17 protein-coding genes are annotated in these 15352 nt (G+C 44.5%); 15 read left to right on the top strand and 2 right to left on the bottom strand.

What is annotated here, in order from left to right; translation table 11 throughout:
- Positions 1–15: 15 nt before the first annotated feature.
- From JOC95_RS15140 to JOC95_RS15205, 14 genes are all read left to right on the top strand, one after another.
- Positions 16–1011: a PP2C family protein-serine/threonine phosphatase gene (locus tag JOC95_RS15140; protein ID WP_204418024.1), complete on the top strand. Its 996-nt coding sequence runs from the start codon at positions 16–18 to the stop codon at positions 1009–1011.
- A 1-nt stretch (position 1012) separates the two neighbouring features.
- Positions 1013–2332 carry a trypsin-like peptidase domain-containing protein gene (locus JOC95_RS15145; RefSeq protein ID WP_204418025.1) on the top strand — a complete coding sequence of 440 codons (1320 nt, stop codon included), beginning with the start codon at positions 1013–1015 and terminating at the stop codon, positions 2330–2332.
- Positions 2332–3060, top strand: a complete 729-nt coding sequence (locus JOC95_RS15150; RefSeq protein ID WP_275580569.1) for a PP2C family protein-serine/threonine phosphatase — start codon at positions 2332–2334, stop codon at positions 3058–3060. The genes JOC95_RS15145 and JOC95_RS15150 overlap by 1 nt, the downstream gene beginning before the upstream one ends.
- A gap of 21 nt (positions 3061–3081) precedes the next feature.
- Positions 3082–3873: an FHA domain-containing protein gene (locus JOC95_RS15155; protein WP_204418027.1), complete on the top strand. Its 792-nt coding sequence runs from the start codon at positions 3082–3084 to the stop codon at positions 3871–3873.
- 19 nt (positions 3874–3892) lie between these two features.
- A complete protein-coding gene (locus JOC95_RS15160; protein WP_204418028.1) occupies positions 3893–4942 on the top strand; it encodes a serine/threonine protein kinase in 1050 nt (349 codons plus the stop codon).
- Positions 4943–4957: 15 nt separating this feature from the next.
- Positions 4958–5551, top strand: a complete 594-nt coding sequence (locus JOC95_RS15165) for an FHA domain-containing protein (RefSeq protein ID WP_204418029.1) — start codon at positions 4958–4960, stop codon at positions 5549–5551.
- A gap of 8 nt (positions 5552–5559) precedes the next feature.
- A complete protein-coding gene (locus JOC95_RS15170; RefSeq protein WP_204418030.1) occupies positions 5560–6744 on the top strand; it encodes a hypothetical protein in 1185 nt (394 codons plus the stop codon).
- A gap of 27 nt (positions 6745–6771) precedes the next feature.
- Positions 6772–9249 carry a protein kinase domain-containing protein gene (locus tag JOC95_RS15175; protein ID WP_204418031.1) on the top strand — a complete coding sequence of 826 codons (2478 nt, stop codon included), beginning with the start codon at positions 6772–6774 and terminating at the stop codon, positions 9247–9249.
- A gap of 181 nt (positions 9250–9430) precedes the next feature.
- Positions 9431–9784: a DUF805 domain-containing protein gene (locus JOC95_RS15180; protein WP_204418032.1), complete on the top strand. Its 354-nt coding sequence runs from the start codon at positions 9431–9433 to the stop codon at positions 9782–9784.
- Between the two features lie 158 nt (positions 9785–9942).
- A complete protein-coding gene (locus JOC95_RS15185; protein WP_204418033.1) occupies positions 9943–11097 on the top strand; it encodes an FAD-dependent monooxygenase in 1155 nt (384 codons plus the stop codon).
- Between the two features lie 7 nt (positions 11098–11104).
- Positions 11105–11881 carry a class I SAM-dependent DNA methyltransferase gene (locus JOC95_RS15190; protein ID WP_204418034.1) on the top strand — a complete coding sequence of 259 codons (777 nt, stop codon included), beginning with the start codon at positions 11105–11107 and terminating at the stop codon, positions 11879–11881.
- Positions 11878–12219, top strand: a complete 342-nt coding sequence (locus JOC95_RS15195; RefSeq protein WP_204418035.1) for a hypothetical protein — start codon at positions 11878–11880, stop codon at positions 12217–12219. Before JOC95_RS15190 ends, JOC95_RS15195 begins: the two co-directional genes overlap by 4 nt.
- 554 nt (positions 12220–12773) lie before the next feature.
- A complete protein-coding gene (locus JOC95_RS15200) occupies positions 12774–13025 on the top strand; it encodes a YqkE family protein (RefSeq protein WP_204418036.1) in 252 nt (83 codons plus the stop codon).
- Positions 13026–13547 (top strand): GrpB family protein, encoded by a 522-nt coding sequence (locus tag JOC95_RS15205; RefSeq protein WP_338083107.1) that lies wholly within the window; start codon positions 13026–13028, stop codon positions 13545–13547.
- Positions 13548–13579: 32 nt separating this feature from the next.
- Here the strand turns inward: JOC95_RS15205 and JOC95_RS15210 are convergent, their stop codons facing one another.
- Together JOC95_RS15210 and mciZ are read right to left on the bottom strand one after the other, a co-directional pair.
- Positions 13580–14500, bottom strand: coding sequence for an aldo/keto reductase (locus JOC95_RS15210; RefSeq protein WP_204418037.1), 921 nt, complete (start codon positions 14498–14500; stop codon positions 13580–13582).
- A gap of 81 nt (positions 14501–14581) precedes the next feature.
- Positions 14582–14722, bottom strand: coding sequence for a Z-ring formation inhibitor MciZ (gene mciZ / locus JOC95_RS15215; RefSeq protein ID WP_204418038.1), 141 nt, complete (start codon positions 14720–14722; stop codon positions 14582–14584).
- A 75-nt stretch (positions 14723–14797) separates the two neighbouring features.
- On the opposite strand from mciZ, the gene JOC95_RS15220 reads away from it, so the two are divergent.
- Entirely contained in the window at positions 14798–15349 is a 552-nt protein-coding gene (locus JOC95_RS15220; protein ID WP_204418039.1) for an NUDIX hydrolase, read from the top strand.
- Positions 15350–15352: the final 3 nt, after the last annotated feature.

Here is a 15352-nt window from a genome sequence, read left to right on the forward strand (position 1 = left end):
CAGTGAGGTGAATGTATGTACATCATCCCGGATAATGCCCAGCATATCGGGGGCCGAGAACAGCAGGAGGATTCATTCGGTTTTTCCGCCTTTGATCAAGAGGACTTGATTCAAAAGCGAGGTTATTTGGCAATCGTTGCAGATGGGATGGGGGGGATGACTGCTGGGAGGGAAGCGAGTGGGATTGCGGTCCAGGCTTTTTTGCAGTATTACCAGGACCTTTCTGTGAAAGGGAGTATTCCACATCTTTTGCGTGCCTCGGTATTGTATGCAAATGAAATGGTGTGCCGTTTTGCAGAAAGTGTTGGTCTTGAAGACATGGTCGGGACAACACTGGTAGCTGCGGTCATCAAAGAGCATCACTTATATTGGATATCGGTGGGGGACAGCCGCATCTATCTGTTCCGCAATCAGGAGCTTATCCAATTGACCGAAGACCATGTGTATGAGAATGAACTATTGGAGGGAGTCGCTCGTGGGAAGCTCTCGAAGGAGGATGTAGAGGAGGACCCCCAAAAGGATGCGCTAACAAGCTACGTGGGATTACAAGCGCTTTCCGATTTGGATGTGAACGTAAAGCCATTTCCCCTTGAAGCCGGTGACCGGATTTTGTTGTGCAGCGATGGGGTTTATGGGTATTTATCGGAGCGGGAAATGATTGAGAGTTTAAAAGAGAGCAGGAAGGATGTTTGTCAATCAATCATCCAAAAGGTATTGGCGCAAGCACATCCATACCAGGATAATGCCACTGTGGCAATTCTAAATGTGCACGAGGAGGCAGTGCTTGCTCCGGTACAATTGATGGAAGGAACACAACGGAATCATCCGGTACCTAGTCGGAAAAAGAAAATCCTTCAGTTAATGCTGACATTCTTAGTTCTGGTCATTGTCTGTGGGGGAGGCTATTTCGGTTATGTGAGTTGGGTTGGAACTGACAAGTATAAAGATTGGATTCCTGATAAATGGGACTTTTTTAATCAAGAGAAGGAAAAGAAAGAAGGTGAAAACTAGCATGTCTTTGAGACGGTCGATCTCGCTTGCAATCATAAGTTTTCTCATGTTTCTTTTAACGGTGCCTCTATTCGCTTCTGCTAAAAGTGTCGAAGAGATGGAGGCAAGTACGGTTCTTATCATTTGTGGTGATATGAATGCGGGTTCTTTTGGAATCGGAACAGGATTTGTTGTCGGGGATGGCGGACATGTAGTGACCAATCACCATGTAATTGCCTGTGCAGAGGAAGGGCAGCCTGTCAGTGTTCTGCTAGATCCAAATAATAATATACCTGCAGCAGTTATATGGGCCTCTCCTGTCAAGGACCTCGCAGTTTTGCAGACACAGGTGAACCTTGAGCGCCCGGCTGTGACATTTACGAAAGCAGAGGAGATAAAAAAGGCTGACCGTGTTTTTGTCATGGGCTTTCCGGGAGCGGCCATTGACTCAAGAGTAGTGGACTTTTCGGCAATGACAGAGGTGAAGGTGGCAGAAGGGATAATAAGCGCCAAGGTCATGTCGATTGATGGTGTAGCTCTTTATCAGACAGATGCCCCGATCAATCCAGGGAATTCCGGAGGACCTCTTTTTACAGAAAATGGAGCAGTTATCGGGATAAATAGCAGTGCATCACTGGCTGCAACGGAAATATTTGATGAAACGGGTGAGAAGAAAATTGACAGAATACGTCTCGGAGACAACATAGGCTGGAGCATTCAGGCAGACGAACTACTGGTGGAGCTTGACCAGCTTGGTATCCGATATGAGTTGGAAGACCGCAAAGAGACTTCCAATGGCGGTGGTGGTCTACAAGGGACCTTAACTCTAATACTGGTCGTTGTTGCGGTAGTGTTGGCCGGAGCGGCGGTTGTTCTTTCCGTGACGAAACGGGGACGCGTCATGGTAAGGGAAGTGAGTCGAAGAGTGCTTCCAGGATCTCAACAGATGAAGCCGCATGATGCACAGCAACCGGGACAAATCATACAGCCGCAAGCATCTGGTCCTTCTTTTAACAAGACTGCTGTTCCTTATCTCATTGGCACCAGCGGACAGTATAGCGGGCAAAAATTCAAGATATCCCAGCCAATAACGCTTGGGAGGAATCCTTCTTCAAGTCAGCTGATCTTTTCTGTTTCGGATATAAGCGGTACTCACTGTCAGGTTGGATTCGATTCATTGAATCGGCAATTCTACGTGATCGATCTTCAATCAACAAATGGAACCTATCTTGCTAACGGACAAAGGATGCATCCAAACAGCAAATACCCTTTGCAATCTGGGAACAGCTTTTATTTAGCGAATCCTGGTAACGGCTTTACTGTCCGATTGGAGAACATGTGATGCTCTGCCGGTGGTCTTCTTTTTCAAAAAAAGGGGGGAGGAGGTACAACGAGGATAATTGTATCGCCGAAAGGATGGAAGATTGTTACTTGTGGGTTGTAGCCGATGGGATGGGAGGACATCATGGCGGAGAAGTCGCTTCGCAGTTGGCCGTGGAAAGCATGCTGCGTCATTTTGAACGGGATCCTTCAGTATCGAAGGAGATGCTCGATGCACATTTTCTGTTTGCAAATGAAAGGATAATGGACCTTCAAAATGAAAATGCACAGTTCCAAAACATGCAGACCACCATCGTCGCGGCGTTGACAAATGGCGGGCAAACAATCATCGGGCATCTTGGGGACTCAAGGTGCTATTTGTTCCGAAACGGCAGGATTGATCTAAGGACCAGGGATCATAGTATTGTGCAAATGATGGTGAAGCATGGGGAGATAACAGAAAAGGAAATGCGTACGCATGAGGACCGCAATAAAGTATTGAAGTCACTGGGAAAGGACAGGGAACTGAAGCCTTCCTATCTCATGGTGGATTCCCCGCTTCAAACAGGGGATGCACTTCTACTATGCACTGATGGATTCTGGGAGTATGTCATGGAGGGTGAGATGGAAGTCGACTATTACAAGTCTCATTCTCCGGAAGAGTGGCTTGCGAAGATGGAAAAAAGGCTGTTGGGTCGGGCGAAAAATAACCATGACAACTATACAGCGATGGCTGTTTTTGTCCTGTGATCGAAAAAAGGGGGTGAATGCATGGTTGATCTTTTCGAAGTGCTCATTCTGTTTATGGTATATGTCATCTTCATGATCGGTATTTACGTATTGAGTGCCTATTGTATGTTCCGACTGGGAAGGAAATTTGGCATCGGAAAATTTTGGGGTTATATGGTGCCTTTTTACAATATGTATTTGATCCACCAGTGCTCCTTTCTGCCTAATAATTACCTCCTGCTATTACTTATCCCGTTTGTCGGTCCTATGATATGGTCTGCTATTGTTTTTGGGGAGATTGCCAAACGATTGGGGAAGGATTACTGGATTTTTGGTCTTGGAACGGCCCTGATAGGTATTCCATTTTTCATCATGGCTTTGGATTCGTCCAGGCCGCAGGAAGGTGCTGTTGCAAATCTTTATGGCGTCCCGCAACAGCTTGCGGTAACCTCTCCATTACAGGAGATAGATCATCAAAAGGATCAGCGTTTTACTGGCTCTACTGCTTTCCTGGTCGGAAAGAGCGGAATGTATCAGGGGGCCGTCATCCCTATTCCTGCAGAAGGTGTCGTGATTGGCAGGGATGCCAATCTTTCGAATATCATCATCAGTGAAGATAGCGTGTCAAAATCCCATGTCAGACTCGCCCTCCACCCTGCCAGATTTGATACAGTCCTTGTTCAGGATATGGGCTCCACTCATGGCACATTCCTTCAAGAGCGAAATGGTGCATGGTTCCCCATTAGCGGGGAGCATCAACTGACAGCAGCCACAAGTTCGATGATCAGAATAGGGTCGTCACAGGAAATCTTTGAAATCAAGTTTGAGCTGTAAAGTGATGCAAAAGAGGTGCATGGCTTGTTTTCAGTTGATGGAAGGGGCGGGACCTACCTGTTTATATTGCGGTTGGAAGGAAAAAATCAAGAATGAATTTCCATCTGCCCTCCCGCATGGTGTGATTCTGCAGCAACGTTATCTGATCGGAAGGGTCCTCGGGCAGGGTGGTTTTGGTATTACGTATGCAGCCTATGATTTGCAGCATTCAACTAGAGTTGCCATAAAAGAATACTTTCCTATTGATATTGCTAGGCGAAACCCCAATAAAGATGTGGAGACAACTTCGGACGGTTATCAGGAACTTTTTCAATATGGACTTCAGAGGTTTCAAGATGAAGCGGGATCACTTGCGCGCTTTACCCGTCATCCTGGCATGGTGGCCGTGTATGATTTCTTCCATGAGCATATGACAGCTTATCTTGTCATGCAGTATGTGGAGGGGAAGACCTGGATGAAGATCATCGAGGAGAATGGTGGAAGGATGGGGGTCGATTCAGCATTGGGAATCCTGATTCCTGCGCTTGATGCCCTCCAGGCTGTACATGAAGTCGGGATGCTTCACCGCGATATCAGTCCGGATAATATTATGGTCCTGCCAAATCGACAGGTGAAGCTGATTGATTTTGGCGCTGCACGGTATGCGATGAAGCAGCAGAATCAGGAGTTTTCGATTATTTTTAAGCCGGGCTTTACACCGGAAGAGCAGTATCGAACAAGAGGGAACCGGGGGCCATGGAGTGACATCTATTCGATAAGTGCCACTTTCTATAAGGCTATCACAGGAAAGATTCCGCGTGATGCGATGAACCGTTTGGAGAAGGATACATTAACACCACCTTCAAGGAATGGTGTTTCACTTTCCCCATCGATCGAACATGCGCTGATGAAGGCTCTTTCTGTAAAAGGGGAAAACCGCTATCAAACAGTCCGTGAATTTAAAGAGGCACTATTACAGCCTCTTGATAAGGGATATCAGCAAGGTACGATGGACAATAATAAAACACCTGCCTGGCTATGGATTGTCGGTTTTGTCATGGTGTTGGTGTTGATTAAACTCATCACATAAAGGGGGATTTGACACATGAGTATGGTGCAATGTTCAAATGGTCATTTCTACAATGCTGCGTCAGGGGGGTGTCCACACTGTCAAGGGCAAGTGTCACCGCCTCAGGCAGGTAAAACGATTCCTGTCATACCGCCGAAAGTGAACATGGACTCCTGGCAGGGAGGGGGAACACCGCAGCCAGGGATTATCCCCCCGAAGCCAATCCAGCAGCAAGGGAAGCAACCATCTTCCGAGGATGCGAAGACAGTAAGGCTTCATCAAAAGGAGGAGGGTGTCGATCCGGTTGTCGGTTGGCTGGTCTGCATAGAGGGAAAAGACCGGGGCAGGGATTTCCGGATCCATTCAGAACGGAATACGATCGGGAGGTCAACTTCAAATGATATTTCCATAACAGGGGATCCGAGCATATCCAGGGAAAATCAGGCGACGGTCATATATGATCCAAAACGCAAGGAGTTTCGCCTGCTGGCTGGAGGCGGGAGGGGTCTTGTGTATGTCAATGATCAGGTGGTAGATTATACTGCACAGTTGAAGGAAGGAGATACCATTGAAATGGGAGAGACAAAGCTGCTCTTCATCCCATTTTGCGGCCAGAAATTTGAATGGTAGATAGTCAGATGAAAAAGGGAAGAGCTTCATTATCTATAATCCTATTTTATTTTATTATCCTGTTTCCCGTTATAGGATTTGCCAATAGCTCACCGATATATAAACCTGAACCAAATGGCACACTCATTCCTGTGCAGGATAGTCCCGTTGTTGTAAAGGGGGAACGTCTTCAATTCATTTTATCAAAGGAAAATTATCAGGCTGATGTAGTAGTAGATTATACATTTAATAATCCTCTTGATGAGGCGATCGATACCTTGCTAGCATTTCCTTATACACCATCACATGCCAGTCAAAGCTTGAAAATCTCGATAAACAACGAACCCCTTTTACAGGATAAATTGCAGATTTACGAAAATAAAGAGGAGTATCGCGATTTCCTGACAGTCTTTCAATCCACCGATTTCCTGTATATAGACCCCTTAACAAGTGAAGATATGGGGAATTGGACCGGGTATGACATGGTGGAGGAGGCTAAGGTCGTGACATTTCCGGTTCGTTTCCCTGCAAATTCGGATGTATCCCTCAGACTGGAATATCAACAGGAATCGGGAATTGATAAATCCAGTTACATCAACTGGGTGGAATTGTACCAATATCTGCTGCAGCCGGCATCTGCCTGGGGGGAGTTCAATGGGCTTGAGGTACAGGTCGCCGTACCGAAAGATCAGTATTTTGCATCCAATCTACCGATGGAAAAGCTGGAGGGGAAATCAGGGTTGTTTGAATTCATGCCAGATGAGATTGTCCATAATCCAGCGCTATGGGATGTCTATCGTGGTAAATATGATAAACTGCCCTCCGGTAATCTTGCATTCTCCACGACCAATGATGAAGGAACTTTCTTGGGGATAATGAACCGGGATTTTTATGACATATTTGGCGTGGTCCTAGAGTTCGCGATATCCACTCTTGTGATTATTGCCACTGCACTTGTAATGATCCGATCTAAAAAAGGATGGGTGCGCCGGATCATTGGTCCGATCCTTGGTTTTGGATTGGCCAATCTAATCGCTTTGTTATTTTATGCCATTTTGATAAATCTCTTTCCATCAATAGGGAACGGCAGCTGGATAGGGGGATATGGCATCATCGTGACCTTTTTCTTTCTGGTAATTTATAATTCAATCATTTATTTTCCTATAATGATGCTTTTGAGGTGGAAGGCAAGGAGGGTTGAGCAGCTGAAGTAAAACCAATAAAGTTCGAGGGGGAATAACATGGAGCCTCATGAGCAACGATGTCTAGGTTGCATGTCCGAAAATGTTGGTCAGAGCCCCTGTCCACATTGTGGCTGGATAGATGGGACACTGCCGGATTCTCCGCAGCATCTGGTGCCAGGCACCATTTTACAGGATAAATATCTGGTAGGGCGGGTACTCGGACAGGGCGGATTCGGCATCACCTATATTGGATGGGATCTTCAGCTTGATATGAAGCTTGCCATCAAGGAGTATATGCCTCGCGATTTTGCTTCCAGGAACAGCGGGGAGGCGGAAGTCACTTTTTACACGGGAAATGTCAAAACCCATTTTGTGAACGGAATGAACAAGTTTTTAGAAGAAGCAAAGATCTTAGCGAAATATAATAATCAACCAGGCATCGTATCTGTCCGGGATTTTTTCAAGGAAAATGGCACTGCCTATCTTGTCATGTATTATCTTGAAGGAATTGACTTGAAAAAATATTTGGAGCAGTTCGGCGGCAGGCTACCATATGAGCAGGGACTCGCCATCATGGTACCGGTCATGGAAGCATTGGCCACCGTGCACAAGGATGGGATACTCCATCGTGACATCAGTCCGGACAATATCTATATCACGATGCAGGGAGAGGTGAAGCTGCTCGATTTCGGTGCGGCAAGGCATGCGGTAAGCGATTCGAATAAGAGTCTTTCCGTCATCCTGAAGCCGGGATATGCTCCTGAAGAACAGTACCGCAGCAAAGGGAACCAAGGCCCCTGGACAGATATTTACGGGTTGGCGGCAACCTTCTATCGGGTGCTGACTGGAAAAGTCCCTCCGGAATCCTTGGATAGGTTGGATGAGGAAAGCCTGACACCGCCAAGCCGGCTCGGGGTAGCGATTCCACCACATGCGGAATCTGCCATCCTAAAGGCTCTTTCCATCCGTTCCCAGGATCGGTTTCCTACCATGGGAGCCTTCCAGCAAGCACTGCTCCAACCTGACAGCAACTCCTTCACTACTCCTGTAAACAATGCAAAAGTATACACAACACCTATTTCTAACACATCTCCTGCCAATGATCCCAAAACTGTCCCCCTACTCAAACAAAACGAGGCAAGCAGCGCCCCGAAAAAGAATAAGAACCTATTGATCTTTGGCCTGTCCTTTGTCGGGTCGATTGTCATATTCTTTTTGGTTTTTTTCCTTATTTCTGTTTTTGGTGATGACGAAACGAAGAAAGTAGATCCTGTAAATCCAGATAAACCTGTTGGTCCGGTGGAACCAGATAAGCCTGATGATCCGGTTGTTGATCCGCCTGAGCAGGTAACGGTACCGAATGTACTTGCATTGACTGAAGAAGAAGCGATTGCAGCGCTGGAGGCGGCTGGTCTGACAGTTGGAGCCATTACGACTGAGGAAAATCTTTTGCTGGAAAAAGGTTATGTGCTGGAGCAATCTGTAGTTGCGGAAGAACAGGTCGAAGGGAATAGCGCGATCGATCTTATCATCAGTGTTGGAGTAGAATTGCCTGTTGATGTGAACGTCATTTACGAACAAGGGATGTCCATCATTCAGGACTATCTGGTGGAAGGGGATACCTACTATAATAACGGACAATTGGAGGATGCCTTAAAAAGCTATACGCAGGGCCGCAATATGGCAAGGGAGTTATATGCCTACAATCAAAGCCCGGATGCAAGATTTGCGGAAGCTATAGTAACCAATTCGATGGCAGAGATCAAGGCCAAATTGGATTATCCGTACTTCGCACTCGAGGATAGCATGGAAAGTGTGTCGATCCTGACCGAGCTGAACAACCCTGCCTATAATGTGTATCTGGCACAGGCCTATAAAAACCTGGCGTGGCACCAGATCCTGAATCAAAAACCCGAGGAATCCGTCACATCCTCCCAGCAGGCAATGGGCCTTGACCCAAACAATAACTTCAGTACTTTGAATCTTGCACATGGACTGCTGCTTACAGATTATTTCGCTGATGCGTTCCGCTTCTATCGCCAGGTGATCCAAAACGATGTCAATGGAATAGGAATGGCAGATATAATTGCGGAAGACCTAGTAATACTTGGGGAAGCCGGATACACGCATCCAGATATGAAGGAAATAAATGAAATCCTACTTGGGAACATGCCGGATGATTCAGAGCAAAGTGGGATTGAAAGGACGATCTATTACCAGGCATATTCAGAGCTTGCCAATGACTTTGATGGATTCATGAGTGCCTTTTATTATGAATCTCCCCAGTACTCTAACCTTTATACCAATTACGAAAGTTTTTATAACACATATCAGATACTCAGTGTTGAGGTGGTTGGATATACCATCAATCAGATTACAAATGGAGAAGCATGGGTGAGCGTATCCAAAAAATATACCTATACCGACGGAACCAATGAAGTGGATGAAGAAGTTACTTTTGAAATGGTCATGTATGCAATGATGGGCTCTCATCTGGATTGGCAGATTGCCGAGTTTAACGTTGCAGGTGAATAGATTGCAAGGTAGAAGGCACTATTTAATCTGGTAGTGCCTTTTTTAAAAAATCAATTCTAAAAAACTTGGAAAATAAATAAAATTAATAGAGATATTTTTACAATTTTGTGATATATTTTTAAACAGGTTGTTTATCGACTTAAAGTGACAAAATACTATTTTTTTTGTAGGAGGATTTCAGATGCATTGGTATACGACTGTATTGAAAAAGTATGTTACGTTTAGTGGCAGAGCAAGACGTAAAGAGTACTGGATGTTCGCACTCATCAACTTTTTGATTTCTATGGCATTGTCTATTGTAGAGCTCGTTGCAGAATTACCTGCAATCTTATCAGGACTTTATGCTTTATTTGTTTTCTTGCCTTCATTGGCTGTGGCAATCCGCCGTTTGCACGATACAGGCAAATCCGGCTGGTGGTTCCTGATTGCACTTATCCCACTGGTTGGTGCGATTATTCTTCTTGTATTTATGTGCCTTGACAGTGAAGAAGGTACGAACAAATACGGTCCAAACCCTAAAGCAGCAGGTTATTAATAGTCTGATAGCTTTTTAGAAAACCGTCCTTTTGGGCGGTTTTTTATTTTTTGTACATATTAATTCAGGTTTCGTTTGGACAGTCGAGAAGATTCATATTAGTATAGGGTTATACGATTTGGAAAATAAATCTAAATTCAAGGCGGAGATAAGCTGTTATGAACAGAAAGGCCATAGTCGTTGGAGCAGGTTTAGGTGGGTTGTCTGTAGCCATTCAATTAAAAAATAAAGGTTGGCAAGTAGAGGTCTTTGATAAAGCTACTTCATTTAAGAGTATGGGTGCTGGAATCGTTTTGGCAGCAAATGGTATGAAGGCGCTTGAGAGGCTTGGTGTAGCCGGTGAGGTAAAGATCTCGGGGAAAAAGGTTGGAAAAGCGGAGATACGGACTTGGGATGGAAAAATATTATTTCAACTTCCAACAAAAGAAATGGCAGAGAGATATGGAACATACAGCTATCTCATTCATCGTGCCAGCCTCCAAGAAATATTATTGGATAAATTCGATGGCGCGGGACTCCACCTGCAAAAGGGTGTATCAGGATTTTTACAGGATGAAAGTAAAGTTACAGCATTATTCACTGATGGATCACAAGTCGAAGGGGATGTATTGATAGGAGCTGATGGTATCCATTCAGCGATCCGTGCAAACTTGATCCTAAATGATAAATTACGATATGCAGGCTTTACTGCGTTGCGTGGCATCTGTTCATTCAAGGATGAGGGTTATGGCTTGAAGAGTGGCGGGGGTTTTGAGGCATGGGGACCTGGGAAAAGATTCGGGTTTTCGCACCTTGGGCAAGATCGGATTTTCTGGTTTGCTGCAATTAATGCGCCTGAAGGAAAAGAAATTCCATTTGGTTCAAGGAAACAAGCTGCGCTTCACCATTTAAAAGGTTGGTACCCGCCGATAGAGGCTGTAATTCAAGCAACAGCTGAAGAGGCAATTCTTCACCATGATATTTTTGATAGAAAGCCCCTTTCACAGTGGGGGAGTGGACGCGTGACTCTGCTAGGGGATGCTGCCCATCCTATGCTGCCGAATCTTGGGCAGGGCGGCGCGCAGGCGATGGAGGATGCCATTGTACTAGCAGATTGCTTATCAAATTCTAAAGATATGGCAGAAGCAATTTTCAAATATGAGAGAGAACGCATAAGGCGTACAACTAAAATGGTCCATCACTCCAGGAAAATGGCAAGAATGATGCAATTGGAGAATCGGGTTGCAATTGGTTTTCGGAATCTAATGCTGCAAGCAGTACCAAGTGACATTTTGGCTTCTCGTTTGCATTGGGTGGTAGGACATGAGGTTTAGCGAATGAATGGACGGTGATTATGTGTTGAAAAAGGCATTGGAGAATGCAGAGGAATATAATGATCCAATTTTATACGATCAGGAAAATGAGAGTTTCCAGGACGATATTCCATTCCTATTAAAGTGGGCCGACAAAGCGGAAGGGCCAATTGTCGACCTTGCATGTGGGACTGGCAGGGCTACGATCCCATTGGCTGAGGCTGGATTTGAAATGATAGGGTTAGATATCAATGGGAATATGCTTGCAGAGGCGAAAAGGAAAGCTGCAGAACGTTCTGTCCTTGTTCAGTGGGAAGAACAGGATTGTACTGATTTTGTTCTTCCGAATAAGAGCAGGATGATCTTTACGGTGGGAAATTCCTTTCAGCATTTTTTGACCAATGAAGATCAGGATAGGTTGCTGAACTCTGTTTGCAAACATCTGGAGTCAGGGGGCATATTCATTTTCGGTACAAGGTTTCCAAGTCCCGGGGAGCTGCTTCAGCCAAGTACGGAGGAATATTGGAGAAGCTATGTGGACAGGGACACTCAGCAAAAAGTGGATGTCTACACGATTAGCGAATATGATCCAATCGAACAGCTGCAGCATTACAAGACAATTAGAAGGATGGAAGAAAGAGAGACCAGTAGCAGGATCACGTTAAGGTATACCTATCCAAAAGAGATGGAGCGCTTGCTGACTAAACATGGCTTCGAGATTGTACACGTATTTCAGGACTGGCAGGAAACCCTTTTATCAAAGGATGCGTATCAGATGGTCTATGTTTGTGAGAAGGTCGGATGAATGGATTCAAATTAGGTCGGCATGTAGCTCTTTCTGCAATCAGTAATCTTCTCTTCGGTTTCGGGTTCTTTTTTGTTGCAGGCTCTTGGGTAATCAGCATCCGATATCTTCTTTCAAAGTTTGGGTGGTTGATTGATTCAACCCTTGAGGATGGCTTTCTCCAATTTTTCATGTTCGTAGCCATCACTTCGAGTCTACTATTTTTCCCTGTATGGATTGTCACCAATAAAGCGATGATGAATGCAATGCCTGTGAGAAGAGGCACATACTTTTTGATAAATGGTGCAGGTTTTCTGACGGGTGTCTTGTTGGGGTTTGTATCGTTACAGCTTTTTTAATGGACCATCGATTATGAGAGATGCCTTTCGGTATGGGAGGTGTCTCTTTTCATTTTTGTGCTTTGAGACGTTTATTTTTTTGTGTGTGTCGAAAATTGCTGAAAGGTGCGTTTTATCGATATGTTGGGTGTTTTCATCGATAAAATTTTATTTTCGTTGATATAAATTTTTTTCCGTTGATATCTAGTACGGAATCGTTGATATATGGAAATTTTCGTTGATATCGGTAACAAGCTTTCAAAAAGTTAGGAGCAAATACCCCCAAACTCCGTAAAAAACTGCTATTTCCCCACTTTTATCCTTACACCGCATCCGCATAACACCGAATGCTTCAGTTTTCTCTCCGGTTTTTCACAAATTCTGCAGATAGTACCGATCATGTTTTCAATTCCTTTCTTCATTGAAAAGTCATTACTTTAATGATAACACCTATTAAATAAAAATTAATATTTATTTATAATAATTATAAAAAGAGTCTAAAAACAACTATTTTATTCCGCATAAGTTACCATTCTGCTATACTACTAAAAAACATATAAAGGAGTTTGTCTTGTATGAAGAAGCAGAGAAAACAACAAACCCATTCTTCCAAACCAAAAGAAGAGAAGCTTTCCTTGAAGGATCAGCTGCAGGGTAATGTCTTTTCAAAATTAAAAACGATGAAAGACCAGCTTGTTCAGACAGAGCAGAAAGCCAAGGAAGAAGAAGCTGCCAGGATAAAAGAAGAAAAACGCCTGAAGGAGAAGAATAAGTCGTTCGAAGAATTGTTTGAGGAAAGCAATCAGAACTGGAAGGAATTCAAATAAGTGACAAGGAAATACTATGTGGTCGATCATAACCCTTTGTGGATGGAACAGTTTAAAACGGAGGAAAAGCTTTTGAAAGAAATATTCGGCAAGGTGGCGGTGAACATCCATCATATCGGCAGCACTGCAATTCCTTCCATAAAAGCGAAACCAATTATCGATATTTTAATAGAAGTCACTTCATTAAGTGAGGTGGACCAGTTAAATCAAAAGCTTGGGAAGCTTGGCTATGAGGCAAAAGGTGAAAACGGAATTGCCGAACGGCGCTATTTTCAAAAAGGCGGTATAAAGCGCAGTCATCATCTACATTGCTTTTTGTCCGATCATACCGAAGTGAAACGCCACTTGAACTTTCGTGACTATCTAATTGCGAATCCCGAAAAAGCGGGGGAGTACAGCGACTTGAAGCATCGTTTATCCTTGGAACATGGCGGAGATCGTGAGGCATACCTCAAAGGGAAAGAGCCACTAATCAAGCAGTTCGATAAGGAAGCGGAGATATGGTCTCCTAAGTATAATTAAAAGTGCCCGACAAAATGTCAGGCACTTTTCTTTCAATCACGGTGTGTATCATATTGCGACTGCTTCAGAAAGGATTTTAATTTTTCCATTTCACTTTCGGTCAATGGAGGGTATTCCATGGCGGAAATGTTTGCCCTAAGCTGATCCACCGAGCTCGCACCTGGGATGACGGCTGCCACTGACGGGTGTGCCAGGCAATAATGAAGTGCGACTGATTGCAGTGGACGGTCCTGAATAGAGTCCTGGAGTTTTCCAATCAATTCCACCAGCTCGTCATAAGAATAGTCCAGATAACCTTTATCTTTTGCTTTTTCTTTTGCTTTTTCCAGCCCGCTGTTGGAAAGCAGCCCTTTAGCAAGCGGTCCCCTTGCAACGACACTGACATTGTAGGCATGAAGGTAATCAAGGTATTCCTCGGGTCTTGTATCAAGCATGGAATATTGCATCATTACGGAAACGATTGCAGAGGATTCTGTAAAACGCTTGATGACATTCGGACGAATGGAAGAGATTCCGTATTCACGGATATAGCCTTCCTTCTTCAATTCCTCGAATGCTTCAATCGATTCTTCTGCCGGGTCCTCGATGGTACCTCCGTGCAGTTGATAAAGATCGATATAATCGGTTTGTAATCTTTTCAGGCTATCCTTCACTCCGGATTTGATGTGTTCCTTTGAAGGATCCCACTCCCAGCCTTCTTTTCCGGGCGTCCATCTGTTACCGACTTTGGTGGCAAGGATAACCTTGTCACGCTGCCCCTTCAAGGCATGTCCGACGATTTCTTCGTTAGTCCCAAATTCATAGAGGTCAGCGGTATCCAAGTAGTTGATTCCATGGTCAAGTGCTTCTTTTATTATATCCCCAGCCTTTTTTCCATCGGTGCCAAGCGACATGCAGCCCAGCCCCATTTTGCTGACTAAAAGATCTGATTTCCCCAGCCTGTTTTTCTCCATTAATATATTCTCTCCTTTATCAAGAATCATTTGTTATTAGTAGTGTAACGAAAAAAGAAGACCCCCGGCAAACGGGAGCCCTCATTTAGCATTATTTTCTTTAAGGTGAAGAATCCATTCCGCAACCGTATCATGCTTTTTTGCATATTCCTTCAGCTTGGAACGGATTTCCCAGGCCTTCCCGACCAGGATGATACTGTTAGGACGTACATAAATCTGCAAGTTTGTAACCTCCTAATCGTTGTATGGTAGAATGTATGAATAAATAATGACAATCAGAACAAGGAGCGTTTTACTATGGATCATTTAAAGGAAACGACTATAAAAAAAGAGAAATTGTTTTCGGGAAGAATCATTGATTTGTATCTGGAAGAGGTTCGCTTGCCGAATGGGAATACGAGCAGCCGTGAAATCATCAAGCATCCTGGTGCAGTGGCTGTGATCGCCATTACTGAGAAAAATAAAATAGTCATGGTGCGTCAGTTCCGCAAGGCGATGGAAAAGGTATTAGTGGAGATACCGGCAGGAAAGCTTGAAAAAGGGGAGGAACCGGCCACGACCGCGAAACGTGAGCTTGAGGAGGAAACGGGTTATACGTGTGATTCCCTGAAACCACTGATCTCCTTTTATACATCACCAGGGTTTGCAGATGAACTGGTACATCTGTTTGTAGCAAATGGTTTGAGAAAGGATACAGTGGATCATCATCTTGATGAGGATGAGTTTGTCGATTTGCTGGAGATCACCTTGGAGGAAGCCCAGCGGATGGTAGAGAACCAGGAAATCTACGATGCCAAGACGGCCTATGCCGTTCAGTATCTACAGCTGCAAGCCATGATGCGAAAGTAGGAG

It is taken from the genome of Sutcliffiella tianshenii, from assembly GCF_016908565.1.
GTDB classification, from domain to species: domain Bacteria; phylum Bacillota; class Bacilli; order Bacillales; family Bacillaceae_I; genus Sutcliffiella_A; species Sutcliffiella_A tianshenii.

Coding starts and splice junctions, on each gene's coding strand:
- JOC95_RS15220 (WP_204418039.1), top strand. CDS start 14,798: ATGGATCATTTAAAGGAAACGACTATAAAAAAAGAGAAATTGTTTTCG.
- JOC95_RS15175 (WP_204418031.1), top strand. CDS start 6,772: ATGGAGCCTCATGAGCAACGATGTCTAGGTTGCATGTCCGAAAATGTT.
- JOC95_RS15190 (WP_204418034.1), top strand. CDS start 11,105: ATGGACGGTGATTATGTGTTGAAAAAGGCATTGGAGAATGCAGAGGAA.
- JOC95_RS15165 (WP_204418029.1), top strand. CDS start 4,958: ATGAGTATGGTGCAATGTTCAAATGGTCATTTCTACAATGCTGCGTCA.
- JOC95_RS15160 (WP_204418028.1), top strand. CDS start 3,893: ATGGCTTGTTTTCAGTTGATGGAAGGGGCGGGACCTACCTGTTTATAT.
- JOC95_RS15180 (WP_204418032.1), top strand. CDS start 9,431: ATGCATTGGTATACGACTGTATTGAAAAAGTATGTTACGTTTAGTGGC.
- JOC95_RS15140 (WP_204418024.1), top strand. CDS start 16: ATGTACATCATCCCGGATAATGCCCAGCATATCGGGGGCCGAGAACAG.
- JOC95_RS15145 (WP_204418025.1), top strand. CDS start 1,013: ATGTCTTTGAGACGGTCGATCTCGCTTGCAATCATAAGTTTTCTCATG.
- JOC95_RS15155 (WP_204418027.1), top strand. CDS start 3,082: ATGGTTGATCTTTTCGAAGTGCTCATTCTGTTTATGGTATATGTCATC.
- JOC95_RS15185 (WP_204418033.1), top strand. CDS start 9,943: ATGAACAGAAAGGCCATAGTCGTTGGAGCAGGTTTAGGTGGGTTGTCT.
- JOC95_RS15200 (WP_204418036.1), top strand. CDS start 12,774: ATGAAGAAGCAGAGAAAACAACAAACCCATTCTTCCAAACCAAAAGAA.
- JOC95_RS15170 (WP_204418030.1), top strand. CDS start 5,560: ATGAAAAAGGGAAGAGCTTCATTATCTATAATCCTATTTTATTTTATT.
- JOC95_RS15195 (WP_204418035.1), top strand. CDS start 11,878: ATGAATGGATTCAAATTAGGTCGGCATGTAGCTCTTTCTGCAATCAGT.
- JOC95_RS15210 (WP_204418037.1), bottom strand. CDS start 14,500: ATGGAGAAAAACAGGCTGGGGAAATCAGATCTTTTAGTCAGCAAAATG.
- JOC95_RS15150 (WP_275580569.1), top strand. CDS start 2,332: ATGCTCTGCCGGTGGTCTTCTTTTTCAAAAAAAGGGGGGAGGAGGTAC.